We start from the raw sequence: 17,535 nt of genomic DNA, 5'->3' as shown, positions 1-17,535 counted from the left end.
CTGTGATCCAGCGCAACCCGGGTGTGCAATAGGATGTGGGTCACATCCCGCTGCCCACTACCCCCGAAAAGGGGTGAGTCTCGTGACCCACACCGCTCTGCTGCGTCCGCGCGACAGCGATGCGCTGCGTGCCGAGATCCGCTGGGTGGCGAGCGCTGCGGGCGTGCCGGTCGCGTTCGGCGGCGAAGTGCACGGCGACGCGCTGCTGCTGTCGGAATTCGTCGGCACGCTGACCAACGGCCTGCGCGGCCTGGCCGTCGTGCGGACTTCGGGGTTGGGCGGCCGGGTGATGGATTCCGGACGGCCCGCCGCGGTCACCGACTATCGCCGCGCCTCCTCGATTACCCACGACTACGACGGGCCGGTCTCCGGCGAAGGCATCCGCTCCGTGCTCGCCGTGCCCGTGGTGGTGGACCGGCACCCCCGCGCGGTGCTCTATGCCGCGACCCGTGGCGCGAGCACGCTGGGCGACCGCACCGCGGATCTCGTCGTCCAAGCCGGTCGCCGCCTGGCCACCGAGATCGCGGTGCGCGACGAGGTCGACCGTCGGCTGCGCATGCTGGAGGTGGCCGCGCCGTCGGCCGCGGCGGCACCGGCCATCACCGAGGAACTGCGCGACATCCACGCCGAACTGCGCGGTATGGCGCGCTCGGCCGAGGACGACCGGCTGCGCGGACGCCTGCACGCGGTGTGCGAACGACTCACCCGGGTCCTGACCGGCGAGCCGCACCCCGACAGTCCCCCACTGTCCCGCCGCGAACTCGACGTGCTCTCCCAGATCGCCCTGGGCTGTACCAATCAGGAAGTTGCGCAACGGCTTTCGATCGGCCCGGAAACCGTGAAGAGTTATCTGCGCAACGCGATGGTCAAACTCGACGCCCACTCCCGGCACGAGGCGGTCGTAGCGGCCCGCCGCCACGGCTTACTGCCGTGAGCGACCCAACGCCCGCGACGGCCGATTGCCGTCATGCGGTGAAGGGCAGCCGGACCACCCGGCAGCCGTCCCGACCCGCTGAGCGCCGGATCGACCCGGCGACCGGGAACGCGGAACAGATGCGCGTCCTTTCGGACTACGCGGCGCCCGGCCTCCGCGCCACGGAGGCCGCGTTCGGCATGCGGTGTGATCTGCCGAGCAGGGCGGTTCCGGTCTACCGCCCGGATTCGCGCACCGTGTCCTGGTCCGGAAGCAGGTCCGGGCGGCGCTCGCGGGTCCGGGCGAGAGCTTGTTCGCGCCGCCAGGCGGCCACTTTCGCGTGGTCGCCGGACAGCAGGATCGGCGGGACGTCGAGGCCGCGCCAGGTTACCGGGCGGGTGTAACTGGGGCCTTCGAGCAGCCCGTCGGAGAACGAATCCTCTTGATGGGACTGCTGATTGCCGAGCACGCCCGGCAGCAGCCGGACCACGGCCTCGGTCATCACCAGCACGGCCGCCTCGCCGCCGATCAGCACGTAGTCGCCGATGCTGACCTCCTGCACCCGCACGCGGCGGGCGGCGTCGTCGAAGACGCGCTGGTCGATGCCCTCGTAGCGGCCGCAGGCGAACACGAGATGCCGCTCGGCGGCCCAGCGGTGCGCGGTCGCCTGCGTGAACGGCACGCCCGCCGGTGTGGGGACCACGAGCAGCGCGTCATCGGGACAGACCTCGTCGAGCGCGTCACCCCACACGGTCGGCTTCATGACCATGCCGGGTCCGCCCCCGTAGGGAGCGTCGTCGACCGATTTGTGCACGTCGTGCGTCCAGCGGCGCAGGTCGTGCACCGTGAGAGAGATCAGGCCCTTGTCGATCGCCTTACCGAGCAGCGCCGTGCGCAGCGGCTCCAGGTACTCCGGGAAGATCGTGACGACGTCGATTCTCATCCCTGTCTCCTCTCGCCGCCGGGCCGCCACGCACCGGACGGATGAGCGACGCGCGATCGGGGCTTGCGCCGCATCATTCGGGGTCGAGCAGACCCTCGGGCGGATCGATCACGATCACACCGTCGGCGAGGGACACCGTCGGCACGATGGCGGTGACGAACGGGATCAAGATCTCCCGTCCGTCCTCGGCGGCGCGCACGTCGAGTAGCTCACCGGCGGCGGAATGCAGCACTTCACGCACGGAGCCGACCACGGTGCCGTCGAGGAGCCGGACCTCCAGCCCCTCCAATTCGTGGTCGTAGAACTCGTCCGGGTCATCGGAAGCCGGGAGGTCGGCACTGTCGACCACGAACAGCATGCCGCGCAGCGCGTCGGACCCGGTGCGGTCGGTCACGCCGGCCAGGCACACCAGAAGCCGGCCCGAGTGCTCCCGGGCCGACTCCACGGTGAACTCGCGGACCTCCGCCGCTCGGGGCAGCCGGCCGCGCAATGTCGTGCCCGGCGCGAAACGCGCCTCGGGCTCGTCGGTGCGTACCTCGACAACGAGTTCGCCGCGCACGCCGTGCGACTTTGCGACCCGTCCGACGACGAGTTCCATCTACTGGTCGGTGTCGACCACGTCGACCCGGATGCCCCGGCCGCCGATACCGGCCACGAGGGTGCGCAGCGCGGTCGCGGTACGTCCGCCGCGGCCGATCACCTTACCCAGGTCATCGGGATGGACATGCACCTCGACGGTGCGCCCGCGGCGGCCGGTGATCAGCTCGACGCGGACGTCGTCGGGATTGGCGACAATGCCGCGCACCAAGTGCTCCACGGCATCGGCGACGACGGCGCTCACTGTTCCATCACCTCAAGACGCAACTCACCCGTCGTCGGGGCCGGTCTGTGAACGGCTCGGGACGGGTATCGGGTGGACGGGTGACGCGGGCTCATTACTCGGCGGCCTCGGCGGACTCGGCGCCCTCTTCGGCGTCCTTCTTGCCCTTCTTCTTGGGGGTGACCGCCTCGGCGACCGGCTCGTTGTCGGCGGCGGCCAGCGCGGCGTTGAACAGGTCCAGCTTGGACGGCTTGACCGGCTTGACCTTCAGGGTGCCCTCGGCGCCCTCGATGCCCTTGAACTTCTGCCAGTCGCCGGTGATCTTCAGCAGCTGGAGGACCGGCTCGGTCGGCTGCGCGCCGACACCCAGCCAGTACTGCACGCGCTCGGAGTTGATCTCGATCAGCGAGGGCTCTTCCTTCGGGTGGTACTTGCCGATGGACTCGATGGCCCGGCCGTCGCGGCGGGTGCGGGCGTCGGCGACGACGACGCGGTACTGCGGGTTGCGGATCTTGCCCAGGCGGGTGAGCTTGATGCGAACAGCCACTGCTGATCTGCCTTTCGTAGGTTGGTCACGGCGCAATTCGGCGACCCGCATGGTCTGCGAGCCCGGTTTTGCGCTTTCGAGTGTGTGACCGCCGCGCGGTACGGAACCGGAGACGGGCTGCCACTTGTCCGGAAGGACGGTGGTCCATTGTGCCAGACCGGATGATCGCGCCGGAAATCGCGTCTCCTCGGTGTGGCTAGCCCGCAGCGGTGGCGGTCAGCGCGCGGGTGGGCACCCAGGGGCCGCCCCACCACATCCGCCATCCCACGGGGCGCAGGGTGAGGGCCGTCGCCCCGTGCGCCGCCACGACAGCGCGGTAATCGCGGGTCCTGCCGATATCGACGATGACCAGCTTGCCGCCGGGACGCAGCACGCGGCACGCCTCCCGGACCGCGCTGGCGCGGCCCTCGGCGGTCTTGATGGTGTGAATCGCCAAGCTGGAGACGACGACGTCGAACGCGCCGTCCGGAAAAGGCATGCGGGTCATGTCGCCGGTGCGCAGCTCGATCCGGTCGGCGACGTTCTCGGCGAGCGCGTTCTGCTCGGCGGTGGCCGGGGTGTTCCCGCAGTGGTCGGCCGAGCACCACAGGTCCAGGCCCACCGCGCGCCCGGCGGGCAGACGGCGCGCGGCGGCCAGCAGCACCGCCCCGCGGCCGCATCCCATGTCGAGTAGTCGTTCGTCGCCACGCAGGTCGAGGTCGTCGAGCAGACCCGCCCACACCCGGAACTTGCCCCGGCGGGTCGCATGCAGGAACAACCCGAACTGCGCCGCCAGCACGGCGCCGATGAGCAGGAGCAGCAGACTCGGGCGCAGCTGCTGGAATAGCGCCACCACCAGGGCGGCGGCGAGATACCCGACCGCGAGAACTCCCAGCAACAGCAGCACCGACGGCGCGTCGACACCGTACGACGCACGCCACGGAGGGGCAATCATCGGCCGATTGTATCCAGCGCCAACGGCATTCGGACCCGGTTCTCGCTCGTCAGCGCACCAGCGGAGCAAAAGTGCGCCCGGCGAGTTCGACCGCGCCCGCCTCGTGCCCGTTGAACACCATGTTGATGATCAGTCCGTCGACGCCCTGGTCCAGAACGCGGGTCCGCAGCTGTTCGGCAACATCGTCCGGCGTGCCGACGAACTGGCGGTCGGCCGGACTCTGCGCACGCTCGGAGTCCGACATCGCCGACAGGTCGATACCCATGCGGCTCAGGTAATCCCGCTGCTGCTTGCGCACCAGATCGCCGTCCTCGTCCATCATCACGAAGCACAGGTAGCTGGTCTCCAGGGTCTGCGGGTCCCGGCCTGCTTCGGCGCAGCGTGCCCGCAGCGCCTCGATCTTGCGCGGCAGTTCGGAGGCGTTGCAGATGATGTTGAGGTGGTCGGCGAAGCGGGCGGCCAGGCCGAAGGTCTTCTTCTCGCCGCTGCCGCCGAGCAGGATCGGCAGGTCGTCGCGTACGCGCGGCTCGTTCATGGCCTGCTCGACCTGGTACCACTTGCCCTGGAACGTGGGGCGTTCCCCGCGCAGCATCGGCTGAATGATCCGCAGGGCCTCCTCCAGCCGCTCGAAGCGGTCGGTGAACGTCCCGAATTCGTAGCCGAAGGAGCGGTGCTCGAGCTCGAACCAGCCCGCGCCGATGCCGAGCACCGCGCGGCCACCGCTGACCACGTCCAGCGTCGTGACGGTCTTGGCGAGCATGGCCGGGTTGCGGTAGGTGTTGCCGGTGACCAACGCCGACAACTGGATTCGCTCCGTCGCCGTGGCCAGACCGCCGAGCGCGGTGTACGCCTCGAGCATCGGCTCGTCGGGCGTGCCGATGCCGGGCAGTTGATAGAAGTGGTCCATCACGAAGGCCGTGTCGAAACCGGCGGCTTCGGCCTCTCGGGCCTGCGCGACAACCGTGGGGAAGAGCTCGCGCACCGACTTGCCGTAGCTGAAGTTGGGCATCTGATAACCGAGGCGAATTGTCACGGAATCCGACCTTACGCCGCGTCGGCGAACGCGCGGGTGAGCCGCGATGACGAGTTATCGATGGCCGGTGACCGGGCCGCGTGCGCCGTACACGCGCCCGCGCAGGACGACGGCGTACGGCGTGGCGAGCGTTTCCGGATGGGTGCGCGGATCCTCTTGATAGACGACGAAATCCGCGGGCGCACCGTCTTCGATGCCGGGCCGCCCGAGCCAGTCGCGGGCATTCCAGGAGGCCGCGCCGAGCGCTTCGTGCCGGGACAGGCCCGCGGCGCCGAGCGCGGCGATCTCGTCGGCGATGCGCCCGTGGCGGATGGAGCCGCCCGCGTCGGTGCCCGCGAAGATCGGCACGCCCGCCTCGTGCGCGGCGGCGACCGTGCCGCGCACCCGCCGGTGCAGATCGCGCATGTGCGAGGCGTAGACCGGAAATTTGCCCGCGCTGTCGGCGATGTCGGGGAAGGTGTCGATATTGACCAGGGTGGGGACCAGAGCGGTGCCGTGCTCGACCATCATCTCGATGGTTTCCTCGGTGAGGCCGGTGCCGTGCTCCAGGCAGTCGATACCGGCGTTGATCAAGCCGGGTAACGCGTCCTCTCCGAAGACGTGCGCGGTGACCCGGGCGCCGTTGGCGTGCGCCGCGTCGATGGCCTCCTTCAGGATCGCGTCGCTCCACAGTGGGCGCAGGTCGCCCACGGAGCGGTCGATCCAGTCGCCGACGATCTTGACCCAGCCGTCGCCGAGGCGGGCCTGCTCGGCGACGATCTCCGGCAGATCGCGTTCGTCGTCGAGTTCGATGCCCAGTTCGCGGATGTAACGCTTCGGGCGGGCGATGTGGCGGCCCGCGCGGATGATCCGCGGCAGGTCCTCGTGGTCGTCGATGAACCGGGTGTCGATCGGCGAGCCCGCGTCGCGCAGCAGCAGCGCCCCGACCTCACGCTCGGTCTCGGCTTGCGCGACGGCGCCCGCGCGGTCCTCGTGCCCGCCGCCGTACCGGATCCCGACGTGGCAGTGCGCGTCGACCAGTCCCGGCACGATCCATCCCGCGCCGCACAGCGTTTCGGCTCCCGCTACGGGTTCGAAGGACACCAGGCCGTCCCGCACCCAGAGATCGCGCACCTCGTCGTCGGGGAGAATCACGCCTCGCAGATGCACGAACAACCTCCTGGATATCACCGGCGGCCTTCAACCTACTGGGCGATTCCCGCAACGGTCATCCCCGCACCTAAGGACCGCGGGACAGCGTCGGCCGTCCGACCAGAGGGCCCTGCCGTGGCGAAGCGCCCTACTTCTTCGGGAACTTCAGTTTGCTGAGGTCGAACCCCTCCAACCCGGGCGGCAACTCGTCCAAGCCGGCGGGCATGTTGGACAGGTCGGGCATTCCGGCGGGCAGGCCGGGCATGCCGCCCATCCCCGGGAAGCCGCCGCGCACCTTCGGCGGCGTGGGGCCACGGCCACCCTTCTTGCCCTTCTTGCCCTTCTTCGCGTTGCCGCGGCGGCTGCCGGGCAGCCCCATCTGGCGGCCCATCATCGCCATCATCTTCTTGGCCTCGAAGAAGCGGTCGACGAGCTGATTGACGTCGGAGACCTGGACGCCGGAACCGTTGGCGATGCGCAGGCGGCGGGAGGCGTTGATGATCTTCGGATTCGCCCGTTCGGCCGGGGTCATGCCGCGGATGATCGCCTGCACGCGGTCGAGCTGCTTGTCGTCGACCTGCGCGAGCACGTCCTTCATCTGGCCCGCTCCCGGCAGCATGCCGAGCAGGTTGCCGATCGGGCCCATCTTGCGGATGGCGAGCATCTGGTCGAGGAAGTCCTCGAGAGTGAGTTCGCCGCTGCCGATCTTGCGCGCGGCCTCCTCGGCCTGCTTGGCGTCGTAGACCTGCTCGGCCTGCTCGATCAGGGTGAGCACGTCACCCATGCCGAGAATGCGGCTGGCCATACGGTCCGGGTGGAAGACGTCGAAGTCCTCGAGCTTCTCACCGGTCGAGGCGTACAGGATCGGCACACCGGTGACCTCGCGGACGCTCAGTGCCGCACCACCGCGGGCGTCGCCGTCGAGCTTGGTGAGCACCACTCCGGTGAAGCCGACGCCGTCGCGGAACGCCTCGGCGGTGTTGACCGCGTCCTGGCCGATCATCGCGTCGAGCACGAACAGGATCTCGTCCGGTTGCACCGCGTCGCGGATGCCCGCCGCCTGGCGCATGAGTTCCTCGTCGATGCCGAGACGGCCCGCGGTGTCGACGATGACGACGTCGTACTGCTTCTGGCGCGCCTCCTCGACACCGCCGCGCGCCACGTTCACCGGATCGGCGGCCGAGATGCCCAGCGGGTTCTCCCCGCCGCCGACGGACGTGCCGGGGTGCGGCGCGTAGACGGGCACGCCCGCGCGCTCGCCGACCACTTGCAGCTGGGTGACGGCGCCGGGACGCTGCAGGTCGCACGCCACCAGCAGCGGCTGATGGCCCTGTCCCTTCAGCAATTTCGCCAGCTTGCCCGCCAGCGTCGTCTTACCGGAACCTTGCAGACCGGCCAGCATGACCACGGTCGGCGGGTTCTTGGCCAGGTTCAGCCGCCTGGTCTCGCCGCCGAGGATGCCGACGAGTTCCTCGTTGACGATCTTGACGACCTGCTGGGCAGGGTTCAGCGCCGCGCTGACCTCCGCGCCCTTGGCGCGCTCCTTGATCCGTCCGATGAAGCCGCGGACGACGGGCAGCGCGACGTCGGCCTCCAGCAGAGCGAGGCGGATCTCGCGGCAGGTGGCGTCGATGTCGGCCGGTGACAGACGCCCCTTACCGCGCAGATCCTTGAGGGCACCGGTAAGCCGGTCGGACAGGGATTCGAACACCGATCGCGCTCCTGATCTCGGGGGACGTCACATTCTCTCCCAGGGTAATGGGATCACCCGCGTGTTCGCGCAGGCGGTGCGTCCTTCCGGCCCGAGCGCGGGCCTGCTAGTCGAGCACGCGGCGGCGCGGCTTGGCCGTTTTGCGGTAGTCGTGGTTCTCCTCGGCCACCATGAAGACCGCCTCGTTGGCGGTCAGGCCCAGTTCCAGGGCCAGGTCGTCGAGCATCGCCCACTCCGCCGTGCTCGGAATGGGCGAGGTGGCGACCCTGGACGCGATCGTCATCGCGGTCACCGCCTGCCGTCCGGTCAACGTGCGACCCGGAAGCCAGGAGACCACCCAGCGGTCGCCGCCGACGCAGCGTGCCATGTGCGTGGTCTCGTCACTCGTCATCGTGGACGCCGAAACGACTTCAATTGCCATCGACCTGCTCCCCTCGTGCTCGCGATAGCCGGACGCCCTAGATCGTATGGTCCGGCCGCCGAGCGGGAGTTCGGATGCAGCAAATATCCTGCAACAGATTGATCACCGGGTAATTCGCAGTTAGCGGCTACTTTCCGGGTCGGAAGCAGTCTCTTCGGGCGGTTTGGGCGCAGTTTTGGGAACCACCGCGAGGAGCGCCTTCTCGATCGCTTCCCGGCGGGCGGGGCCGTCCTCGGATCCCAGGTCCAGACAGAAGCTGTCGACCACCGCCGACCCCATCGTGACGACCTTGGCCCAGCGGACGTCGGCTCCGCAGGCGGCCAGTTCGGCGGCCAAGCGGCTGAGCAGGCCGACCCGGTCCTCGGCGCGCAACTCCAGGATCACCTGGCCGGGCGCGGAGGAGTCCGACCAGATCACCCGGGGCCGAGCCTGCGCGTAGCGGCTCCGGCCGATGGTGCCGGCCTCTCGCTCGCGTTTGGCCAGCGCCGCGGACACATCCAGATCGCCGGCCGTGGCGCGGATCAGTTCCTGGCGCAGCAGGCCCGGGTCCGGCGGATCGCCGAACCTGGGCGCGACGACGAAAGTGTCCACCGCGGACGCGCCTTCGACCCCCAGCGCGGCCGACAGCACCCGCAGCGAGTGCAGCGCGAGCACGCCGGCGGCGTCGGAGAGCAGCCCTGGGCTGTCCGGCGCGATGACGGTCACCGTGTAGGTGTGTTTGCTGTCGCCGGGCTTCAGGTCCACGTGCACCCCGCCCCCTCGGGCCTTCTCGATCAGCTCCGGCGCTATCGGCTCCGGCGTCGGCAGCTGGTCGCCCGCCATGACCATTCGGCAGCGGCGGACCAGCTCACCGATCAGCGAGGCCTTCCAGTCGCCCCATACGCCGGGACCGGTGGCCAGCGAATCCGCCTCCGCCAGGGTATGCAGCAGTTCCAGCAACTGCGGATCGCCGTCCAGGGTGTCGACGACGGAGCGCACCGTCTCCGGATCGGACAGGTCGCGCCGGGTGGCGGTTTCCGGCAGCAGCAGGTGGTGGCGGACGATCGCGCTGAGCGTCCGCACGTCCGAGGGCCACAAACCGAGGCGGCGGCCGATGTGCGTGGCCAGTTCCGCGCCGACCAGGCTGTGATCGCCCGCGCGACCCTTGCCGATGTCGTGCAGCAGCGCACCGAGGGCGAGCAGGTCCGGGCGGGCCACCCGGGTGCTCAGCCCGCCCGCGTAGGCGACCGTCTCCATGAGGTGGCGATCGACGGTCCAGATGTGCTGGACATCGCGCGGTGGCAGGTCGCGCACGGCGCCCCATTCCGGCAGCAGCCTGCCCCACAGTCCCGTCCGGTCCAGCGCCTCGACCGCGTCGATGGTGCCCCGGCCCGCGCCCAACAGGACCAGCAAGTCGTTGAGGGCGTCCTTGGGCCACGGCTCGCGTAGCTCGGGGGCGTCCTCGGAGAGCCGGTTGAGGGTGGTGGCCGACATCGGCAGGCCGGTCTGCGCGGACGCCGCCGCCACGCGCAGGATGAGGCCGGGATCGCGCTGCGGGCGGGCATCCCGGGCCAGCACGACCTCACCCGCGTGCTCGACCACTCCCTCGTCCAGCGGCCTGCGCACCGGCATCCGTCGCAGGCGCGCCAGGCCCCGGCGCGGCAGCGCGTTGGCCGCGGTGCGCAGCCCGACATCCACGGAGTAACTGACCGTCCGGGCCGAATCGCTCAGGGTACGAGCCAGATCGAACCGATCGCCGACGCGCAGGGCCGCGCCGATCTCGTCGGCGTCCTGCGCCCGCAGCTGGTCCCGGGCCCGGCCCGCCACCCGGTGCAGCTCGGTACGCACGTCGAGCAGGCGCCGATGCGCCTGTTTCAATCCGCCGCCGGGCACGTCCGGACCGAGGCCTGGCATGGCGTCGGTCAGCTGGGCGATGGCGAGCGCGTCGAGCAGCTGGATGTCGCGCAGGCCGCCGCGACCGTTCTTCAGATCGGGCTCGGCGCGGTGGGCGATCTCGCCGTTGCGCTCCCATCGGGTCTGCGCCTGGGCGATGAGCTCGTCGAAGCGGGAGCGGATTCCGGTGCGCCATTCCCGGCGCACCCCGCCGATCAGCAGATTGCTCAAGTCCTGGTCGCCGACGATGTGCCTGGCCTCGAGCATGCCCAGCGCGGCGATGAGGTCGTCCGCGGCCACCCGCAACGCCTGCGGAACGGTCCGCACACTGTGGTCGAGTTTGATGTGCGCGTCCCACAGCGGATACCAGAGCTGATCGGCGACCTCGGCCACCCGGGCTGGGTCGACGTCGTCGTGCAGCAGCACCAGATCCAGATCGGAGTACGGCAGCATCTCGCCGCGGCCCAGACCGCCGACGGCGACCACGGCCAAGCCGCTGTCGGGGGCGATGCCCAGTTCGGCGCCCTTGCTGGTGAGCCACAGTTCGTAGAGGTCGACCAGGGCCTGGCGCAACGACTCGGCGTCCAGCCGGGGATTGCGCGGCTGGCCGCCGTCGAGCAGTTGGGTTCGCGCGCGGACCAGGTCGGCCGCCCCGTTGGACACCTTGCCGTTGCCTCCGGTGGCCTTCGGCTCACCGTCGTGCTCGTACTGACTACCCACAACCCACCGCCCAGTTCATGCGCGCGGCCCCGCTCCGGCCGGAGCTCCGGCGGGAGCGGGGCCGCCGCTCGATCGATATCCCGCTACAGCGCGTCGGTGCCGCGTTCGCCGGTCCGCACCCGGATGATGGACTCCACCGGGGTGACCCAGACCTTGCCGTCGCCGATCTTGCCGGTGCGGGAGGCCTCGACGATCACTTCCACGACCTTGTCGACGGACGCGTCGTCCACGACGACCTCCACGCGCACCTTCGGCACGAAGTCGACGGAGTACTCCGCGCCGCGGTACACCTCGGTGTGCCCCTTCTGCCTGCCGTACCCTTGGACCTCGCTGACGGTCATGCCGAGCACACCCGCCTGCTCGAGCCCGGACTTGACGTCCTCGAGCGTGAACGGTTTGACGATTGCGGTGATCAGTTTCATGTCGTCATGCCTCCTTGACGGCCGAACGTGCCGTGCTACCCAGAGCGGCGAAGTCGTAGGCGGTTTCCGCGTGCTCGGACTCGTCCAAGCCCACCGACTCTGCTTCCTCGCTCACGCGCAGCCCAATGGTGAACTTCACGATATAGGCAATGATCAGCGTCGCGACGAAGGAGAAGGCAAGTACCACACCGGCGCCCACCGCTTGCCGCCACAGCTGATCGACGCCACCGCCGTAGAACAGACCGGTCTTGCCCGCACCCGCCTCGGGCGCCGCGACGAAACCGACCATCAGGGTGCCGACGATGCCGCCGACCAGGTGCACGCCGACCACGTCGAGCGAGTCGTCGAAACCGAACTTGAACTTCAGGCCCACTGCGAGGGCGCACAACGCGCCCGCGACCGCGCCGACGGCCAGCGCGCCGAGCACGTTCACCGAGGAACACGACGGGGTGATGGCGACCAGGCCGGCCACGATGCCCGAGGCCGCGCCGAGCGAGGTGGGCTTGCCGTCGCGGATCTTCTCCACCAGCAGCCAGGCCAGCATGGCGGCGCAGGTCGCGACGGTGGTGGTGACGAAGGTAGAACCGGCGAGGCCGCCGGAGGTCACCGCGGAACCGGCGTTGAAGCCGAACCAGCCGAACCACAGCAGACCGGCGCCCAGCATGACGAACGGCAGGTTGTGCGGACGGAACGGCGTCGTCGGCCAGCCCTTGCGCTTGCCGAGCACCAGCACCAGGGCCAGACCGGCGGCGCCTGCGTTGATGTGCACCGCCGTGCCACCAGCGAAGTCGACCGCCAGCAGTTTGTTCGCGATCCAGCCGCCCTCGTGCACGACGTTTCCGTCGGCGTCCTTCACGTCGAAGTCGAACACCCAGTGCGCCACCGGGAAGTAGACCACCGTCGACCAGATGCCCGCGAACAGCAGCCACGCGCCGAACTTCAAGCGGTCGGCGACCGCGCCCGAGATGAGGGCAACCGTGATGATGGCGAACATCAATTGGAAAGCGACGAACACGGTGGCGGGAATCGTGCCCGCGAGCGGGATGTTCACCGCTTCGGTGGTGACCGCGCCCGCCGCGTCCTTGACCTCGGCGGCCGAGTTGCCACCGATCAAGCCCTTCAGGCCGAAGAACTGCGTCGGGTCACCGATCACGCCGAATTTGTTGTCGCCGAAAGCCGTCGAGTATCCGTACAGCGACCACAGCACGCCGACCAAGCCCATGGCGCTGATGCTCATCATGATCATGTTGAGCACGTACTTCGACCGGACCATGCCGCCGTAGAAGAAAGCAAGGCCCGGCGTCATCAGCAACACCAGCGCCGAGCTCGCCAGCATCCAGGCGGTGTCACCGGTATCCGGTGCACCGGTAAGTGGAAAAGCCACCTTAATGTCCTCCTCATCTCGGGCCCCGCCGATTCCGGCAAATGGACCTGAACAGAAGGGTCCTTACTCGGTGTTTCATCCGTAGAGCTGACGTGTTTCACCTACGTGAACGGATGGCGCGGCTGTGTTGCCACTACGTTTCGTCGCCTACACCGGGCGTTTCGCGGCGTCGTGAGGCCCGCGCCCGGGAATCGGACATTCGTTACAGCGGAGGAGGACTCGGCAAACATACGGGGTGTGATCGGCCTCGCACGCCGACGGCAAACGACTCGCGGCGCACCGCCGCCGGCCACCACGAGCCGCAGCCCCTTCGAAGCGGAAGGGTCAGCCCAGCAGCGCGTCCACGAACGCGGCCGGCTCGAACGGAGCCAGATCATCGGCGCCCTCGCCGAGGCCGACCAGCTTCACCGGCACGCCCAGTTCGTGCTGGACCTGGAAGACGATGCCGCCCTTGGCCGTGCCGTCCAGCTTGGTCAGCACGACGCCGGTGATATCGACCACTTCGGCGAACACCCGGGCCTGGGTCAGGCCGTTCTGCCCGACGGTCGCGTCCAGCACGAGGAGGACCTCGTCCACTGCGGCCTTCTTCTCCACAACCCGCTTGACCTTGCCCAGCTCGTCCATCAGCCCCGTCTTGGTGTGCAGCCGCCCCGCGGTGTCGATCAGCACCACATCGACGCCGCGCTCGACGCCCGCGGCCACCGCGTCGAACGCGACCGCGGCCGGATCGGCGCCCTCGCGGCCGCGGACGGTGTCGGCGCCGACCCGCTCACCCCAGGTCTGCAACTGGTCGGCGGCCGCGGCGCGGAAGGTGTCGGCCGCGCCGAGCAGCACCCGGCGGCCGTCGGCGACGAGCACACGCGCGAGCTTGCCGGTGGTGGTGGTCTTGCCGGTGCCGTTCACGCCGACCACGAGCAGGATCGACGGGTGATCCGGGTGTGGCAGCGCGCGCACCGCGCGGTCCAGCTCCGGTCGCAACTGCTCGACAAGCACGTCGCGCAGCACCGCACGCGCCTCGTCGGTGGTGCGCACGCTGCGCGCCGCCATCTCCGCACGCAGCCGGGAGACGACGGCCGTGGTGCTGGCGGTGCCGAGGTCGGCCAGTACGAGGGTGTCCTCGACCTCTTCCCACGAGTCGTCGTCCAGGTCACCGCCGCCGAGCAGGCCGAGCAGGCTCTTGCCGACGGCGTTCTGCGAGCGCGACAGCCGTCCGCGCAGCCGAACCAGGCGTCCGGCGGTGGGCTCGATCTCCTCCAGCGCGACGGGCGCCTCGACGCCGGCGGGCGTGTCGGGAGCGACGACTCCCGTGCCGGCGGCATCCGGGGCCGCGGTGTCGGCGACCGGCTCGGCGGCCGCGTCCGCGACCTCGGTCTCGTCGGCCGCGACCGGCGCGGTGCCGGTCATCGGGATCTCCGGCGCTGGTGCCTCGCCGGTGGCGGGCTCCGCCGTCTCCGGTTCGGCAGGAGCGGCGGGCTCGGCGGCCCCACCCGCGGGCGGTGCCTCGGCGACGTCCGCCTCCGGCAACGGAACGTTGGTGATGCCGCGTTTGGGCGCGTCGCGCGGGATCGCGGCGTCGTCGCCGACGTGCGGCTGTCCTTCGGTGTCGGTGCGCTCGACCGGTTGCGGCTCGGTCGCCGTGCCGCCCCTGCTGAAGGTGAATCCGCCGGACGCGGTGTAGCCACCGGACCGGTCGGTCACCTCCTTGTCCTGCGTGGGCGGTGTCAGCGACACGCGGCCGCGCCGGTACCGGACGAAACCGGCGACGAGCACGACGAGCAGCAGTGCGGCGACCGCGGCGATCAGGATCCAGACTTCGGGACTCACGCGGACCATCCTTGCAGACCGACCGTCACGTGCCAGGCCCCGAGCCGCACCCGCCGCGCGAGTCGCACCACCGGGCCGACGGCGTGACCTCGGGGAACACCGCAGGTGCCGGGCCGTGGACGAGCCCTGCCCGGCACCGACACAGCCCCCGAGATTTCTTGTCCTGCGGAACTTCTCGCGAAGGGACAATAGGATCGGCGACGTGACCGATCGAAACGTGCTTGGGGGGCCGCTGGAAGAGTGCGGCACCGATCCTCTCACCGGCTTCTACCGGGACGGCTGCTGCAGTACCGGGCCGGAGGATCTGGGCAGCCACACCGTCTGCACCGTCGTCACGGCAGAATTCCTGGAGCATCAAGCTTCCATCGGAAATGATTTGAGCACTCCGCGTCCGGAGAACAATTTTCCCGGCCTCCAGCCCGGCGATCGGTGGTGCGTGGTGGCCGTGCGGTGGCTGCACGCGCATGAGGACGGCGTGGCCGCGCCCGTGGTGCTGGCGGCCACGCACGAAAACGCCCTGGAAGTGATCTCGATGGACATTCTGCGCAAGTACGCCGTCGACGTGCCCGACGACGTCAGCGACCTGCTCTGAGCGAGCGGTAACCCCTCATCGGCCCGCGGCGGGTCGCCGCGAGGAACCACCGCCCCCGACCACGAACCGCGTCCGATCGGATGAGTGGCGCAGCAGAGCACCGGATGGCACAGATGCGCCATCTTCCTACCGGGCCGCCGCGACACGCCGGCGATGCGCCTTCTGGCGGCATGCCGCCGAGCAATACCTGGCCCGGCGGCCCATCCCGGCCCGTGGCACCGCCGCGTGGCACACCGGGCAGCGACCGTCCCCGGTTTCGTTACGTTCGACCGATTCGTTACGGTTTTCGATCCCCGGCTCCACTTTCGTCACCGGACCACCGGGCCGGGCGCGCAACGCGTCGAGCACAAGCGCCGCGGTGCGGTCGACTTCGCCCCGTGCCTTGCGGAGTTGTTGAATCGCAACGCATCCGGTGAAGATCGCCAGCACGTCGTCGAGTTCGATGTCGGCCCGGACGGCCCCCTCGCGCTGGGCCGCGGCCAGCAGTGCGCCCAGCGCGCGATGGAAACGCACGCCCGCGCCCTGCAACAGCGCACGCGGCCAGCCGTCGTCGGACTGGACCAGGTCGCACAGCGCCTGGTTACCCGGGGTCGTGGCGATCACGGCGGTGCACAAGTCGAAGAAGGCGGCGCCGGGGTCGGCCGCGCCGAGACGGTCGGCGGCCATTTTCGCCAACCGGTCGATGCGCTGCTGCATAACGGCTTCCAGCAGAGCGGCTTTCGTCGGGAAGTGGCGGTAGACGGTGCCCGCGCCGACGCCGGCCCGGCGGGCGACCTCGGCGAGCGACACCGAGGCGCCCTGCTCCGCGAAGGCCCGCTGCGCGGCCGCCAGCACGAGGGCGCGGTTGCGCCGGGCATCGGCTCGGGACAGCCCGTCCGGGGCGAGCGAGATGGTCATTTCGTTACGGCCTTCCTGGAAGCGACCTGGTGAATCGGGTCGAGCCACCCGTATCGTCCGAATCCGGGTTGACCGACCCGATTCTAACGAGCAGAGAAGGCGGAGCATGTCCCCTCAGCACAACCTCATCCTGGTCACCGGCGCCACCGGCAAGCAGGGCGGCGTGACCGCCCGCAGGCTTTTGGCCGACGGCAGGGCGGTGCGCGCGCTGGTCCGCGACGCGCAGGCACCGGCCGCACAGGACTTGGCCGCGGCGGGCGCGGAACTCGTCGTCGGTGACTTCGACGCCCCGGAGACCTTGCCCGCGGCGCTGGCCGGTGTGACTGGGCTGTTCCTGGTCCCGCCGGCCGCATACAGTCCGCAGGGCTGGGATGTCGGCCTGGAAGCCGCGCGCGGACAAGCGATCGTGGACGCGGCGCGCGATGCGGGCGTTCGGCAGATCGTGTTCACCGGCATCGCCTCGATGGGCGACAACGCGTCCTGGGGCGCGATGGGCAAGAAGCGCATCGAAGACGCCGTCATCGCCAGCGGCGCCCGCTACACCCTGCTGCGCCCGGTGCGGTTCATGGAGAACTACCTGCTGCGCACCTCACCGGTCGACGGCATCTTCGACGGCGTACACCGGCATCTCTTCCCGGCCGAAGGGCCGATGAAGGTGATCGCCCTGGCGGATATCGGCGATATCGCCGGTCTCGTTTTCGCCGACCCGGATCGATTCCACGGCCGGGTCCTCGAACTCGCCGGCGACGGGCTCGCCCCGCGGGCAGCAGCGGCGGCGATCAGCGCGGCCACCGGCCACTGCGTCCGGTATCAGGAGGTAGGTGAAGCCGAGGCGGACGCGATAACCGCGCAGATCGGGAATACCTGGCGTTTGATGCGCCACACCGGCGGCTGGCGCGCCGACGTCGACGAGATCCGCGAAGTCCATCCCGGTCTGCGGACCTTCGACGCCTGGCTCGCCGAATCCGGCGCGGAGCAGATCAAAGCGCTGCTGGACGGCGAAAAGGCCACCGCCGCACGGTCAGCGCACCCTGACAAGAGCCCGGCCGATCCGCATGTGACGGCATGACCGGGCACCCGGACCTGAACGCGGCGGACGTCTGCTGAGCCACGTACTCGCCCAGATCGCCGGGTGATCGTCCCGCCAGGCGTACCCTCGGCACGGTGTTACGCCTGCGCCGAGCATCCCGCCGTCCCCGGCGCGACCCGGTTGGCGCGGAAGTCGACGAGATATTCGGCCCGTCGCGCAAGCACATCCATGAGCGCAAGGAATGGGTGGCGGTCACGAAGCTCGACGACCGCGTCTCCGGTGACGCTCCGCTGGTCGACCTGGACTCCGGCACGGTCACCCTTCCCGCGCCCGGCAGGTGA

At 69.9% G+C, this 17,535-nt stretch carries 18 protein-coding genes; 4 read left to right on the top strand and 14 right to left on the bottom strand.

Going from position 1 to position 17,535, the window contains the following annotated elements; all coding sequences use genetic code 11:
- Positions 1 to 82 precede the first annotated feature (82 nt).
- Positions 83 to 934 (top strand): helix-turn-helix transcriptional regulator, encoded by an 852-nt coding sequence (locus NA8_RS13200; RefSeq protein WP_063050673.1) that lies wholly within the window; start codon positions 83 to 85, stop codon positions 932 to 934.
- Between the two features lie 214 nt (positions 935 to 1,148).
- Here NA8_RS13200 and trmD read toward each other — a convergent pair whose 3' ends face one another.
- The 13 genes from trmD to ftsY form a co-directional block, all read right to left on the bottom strand.
- Positions 1,149 to 1,856 (bottom strand): tRNA (guanosine(37)-N1)-methyltransferase TrmD, encoded by a 708-nt coding sequence (trmD, locus tag NA8_RS13195; RefSeq protein ID WP_063050672.1) that lies wholly within the window; start codon positions 1,854 to 1,856, stop codon positions 1,149 to 1,151.
- A gap of 73 nt (positions 1,857 to 1,929) precedes the next feature.
- Complete coding sequence (gene rimM, locus NA8_RS13190) at positions 1,930 to 2,454, bottom strand: ribosome maturation factor RimM (RefSeq protein WP_063050671.1); 525 nt, start codon at positions 2,452 to 2,454, stop codon at positions 1,930 to 1,932.
- Positions 2,455 to 2,697, bottom strand: coding sequence for an RNA-binding protein (locus NA8_RS13185; RefSeq protein WP_011210690.1), 243 nt, complete (start codon positions 2,695 to 2,697; stop codon positions 2,455 to 2,457). It abuts the gene before it with no gap.
- A 94-nt stretch (positions 2,698 to 2,791) separates the two neighbouring features.
- Positions 2,792 to 3,223: a 30S ribosomal protein S16 gene (gene rpsP, locus NA8_RS13180; RefSeq protein WP_063050670.1), complete on the bottom strand. Its 432-nt coding sequence runs from the start codon at positions 3,221 to 3,223 to the stop codon at positions 2,792 to 2,794.
- 196 nt (positions 3,224 to 3,419) lie between these two features.
- Positions 3,420 to 4,157, bottom strand: coding sequence for a class I SAM-dependent methyltransferase (locus tag NA8_RS13175; protein WP_063050669.1), 738 nt, complete (start codon positions 4,155 to 4,157; stop codon positions 3,420 to 3,422).
- Positions 4,158 to 4,206: 49 nt separating this feature from the next.
- A complete protein-coding gene (locus tag NA8_RS13170; protein WP_040868319.1) occupies positions 4,207 to 5,190 on the bottom strand; it encodes an LLM class F420-dependent oxidoreductase in 984 nt (327 codons plus the stop codon).
- 54 nt (positions 5,191 to 5,244) lie between these two features.
- Entirely contained in the window at positions 5,245 to 6,339 is a 1,095-nt protein-coding gene (locus NA8_RS13165) for an amidohydrolase family protein (RefSeq protein WP_063050756.1), read from the bottom strand.
- A 130-nt stretch (positions 6,340 to 6,469) separates the two neighbouring features.
- Positions 6,470 to 8,032, bottom strand: a complete 1,563-nt coding sequence (gene ffh, locus NA8_RS13160) for a signal recognition particle protein (protein WP_063050668.1) — start codon at positions 8,030 to 8,032, stop codon at positions 6,470 to 6,472.
- Between the two features lie 106 nt (positions 8,033 to 8,138).
- Positions 8,139 to 8,453, bottom strand: a complete 315-nt coding sequence (locus tag NA8_RS13155) for a hypothetical protein (RefSeq protein WP_063050667.1) — start codon at positions 8,451 to 8,453, stop codon at positions 8,139 to 8,141.
- Between the two features lie 120 nt (positions 8,454 to 8,573).
- A complete protein-coding gene (locus tag NA8_RS13150; RefSeq protein WP_063050666.1) occupies positions 8,574 to 11,045 on the bottom strand; it encodes a [protein-PII] uridylyltransferase in 2,472 nt (823 codons plus the stop codon).
- A gap of 83 nt (positions 11,046 to 11,128) precedes the next feature.
- Positions 11,129 to 11,467 (bottom strand): P-II family nitrogen regulator, encoded by a 339-nt coding sequence (locus NA8_RS13145; RefSeq protein WP_040868325.1) that lies wholly within the window; start codon positions 11,465 to 11,467, stop codon positions 11,129 to 11,131.
- A gap of 4 nt (positions 11,468 to 11,471) precedes the next feature.
- The gene (locus NA8_RS13140) at positions 11,472 to 12,851 is read right to left on the bottom strand and encodes an ammonium transporter (RefSeq protein ID WP_063050665.1); all 1,380 of its coding nucleotides are present in this window, start codon (positions 12,849 to 12,851) and stop codon (positions 11,472 to 11,474) included.
- Between the two features lie 324 nt (positions 12,852 to 13,175).
- Positions 13,176 to 14,684 (bottom strand): signal recognition particle-docking protein FtsY, encoded by a 1,509-nt coding sequence (gene ftsY, locus NA8_RS13135; protein ID WP_063050664.1) that lies wholly within the window; start codon positions 14,682 to 14,684, stop codon positions 13,176 to 13,178.
- Between the two features lie 193 nt (positions 14,685 to 14,877).
- Here ftsY and NA8_RS13130 point away from each other — a divergent pair, with 193 nt between their 5' ends.
- The gene (locus NA8_RS13130) at positions 14,878 to 15,267 is read left to right on the top strand and encodes a DUF2237 family protein (protein WP_019048221.1); all 390 of its coding nucleotides are present in this window, start codon (positions 14,878 to 14,880) and stop codon (positions 15,265 to 15,267) included.
- 126 nt (positions 15,268 to 15,393) lie between these two features.
- Here the strand turns inward: NA8_RS13130 and NA8_RS13125 are convergent, their stop codons facing one another.
- The gene (locus tag NA8_RS13125; RefSeq protein ID WP_063050663.1) at positions 15,394 to 16,164 is read right to left on the bottom strand and encodes a TetR/AcrR family transcriptional regulator; all 771 of its coding nucleotides are present in this window, start codon (positions 16,162 to 16,164) and stop codon (positions 15,394 to 15,396) included.
- 106 nt (positions 16,165 to 16,270) lie between these two features.
- Here NA8_RS13125 and NA8_RS13120 point away from each other — a divergent pair, with 106 nt between their 5' ends.
- On the top strand, positions 16,271 to 17,233 hold the full coding sequence (locus tag NA8_RS13120) for an NmrA family NAD(P)-binding protein (protein WP_063050662.1): 963 nt from the start codon (positions 16,271 to 16,273) through the stop codon (positions 17,231 to 17,233).
- A 95-nt stretch (positions 17,234 to 17,328) separates the two neighbouring features.
- Positions 17,329 to 17,535, top strand: coding sequence for a hypothetical protein (locus NA8_RS13115; protein ID WP_063050661.1), 207 nt, complete (start codon positions 17,329 to 17,331; stop codon positions 17,533 to 17,535).

This window comes from Nocardia arthritidis NBRC 100137 (genome assembly GCF_001612765.1).
In the GTDB taxonomy this organism is placed as follows: Bacteria; Actinomycetota; Actinomycetes; order Mycobacteriales; family Mycobacteriaceae; genus Nocardia; species Nocardia arthritidis.
This window is presented reverse-complemented; position numbering and strand designations above follow the sequence as displayed.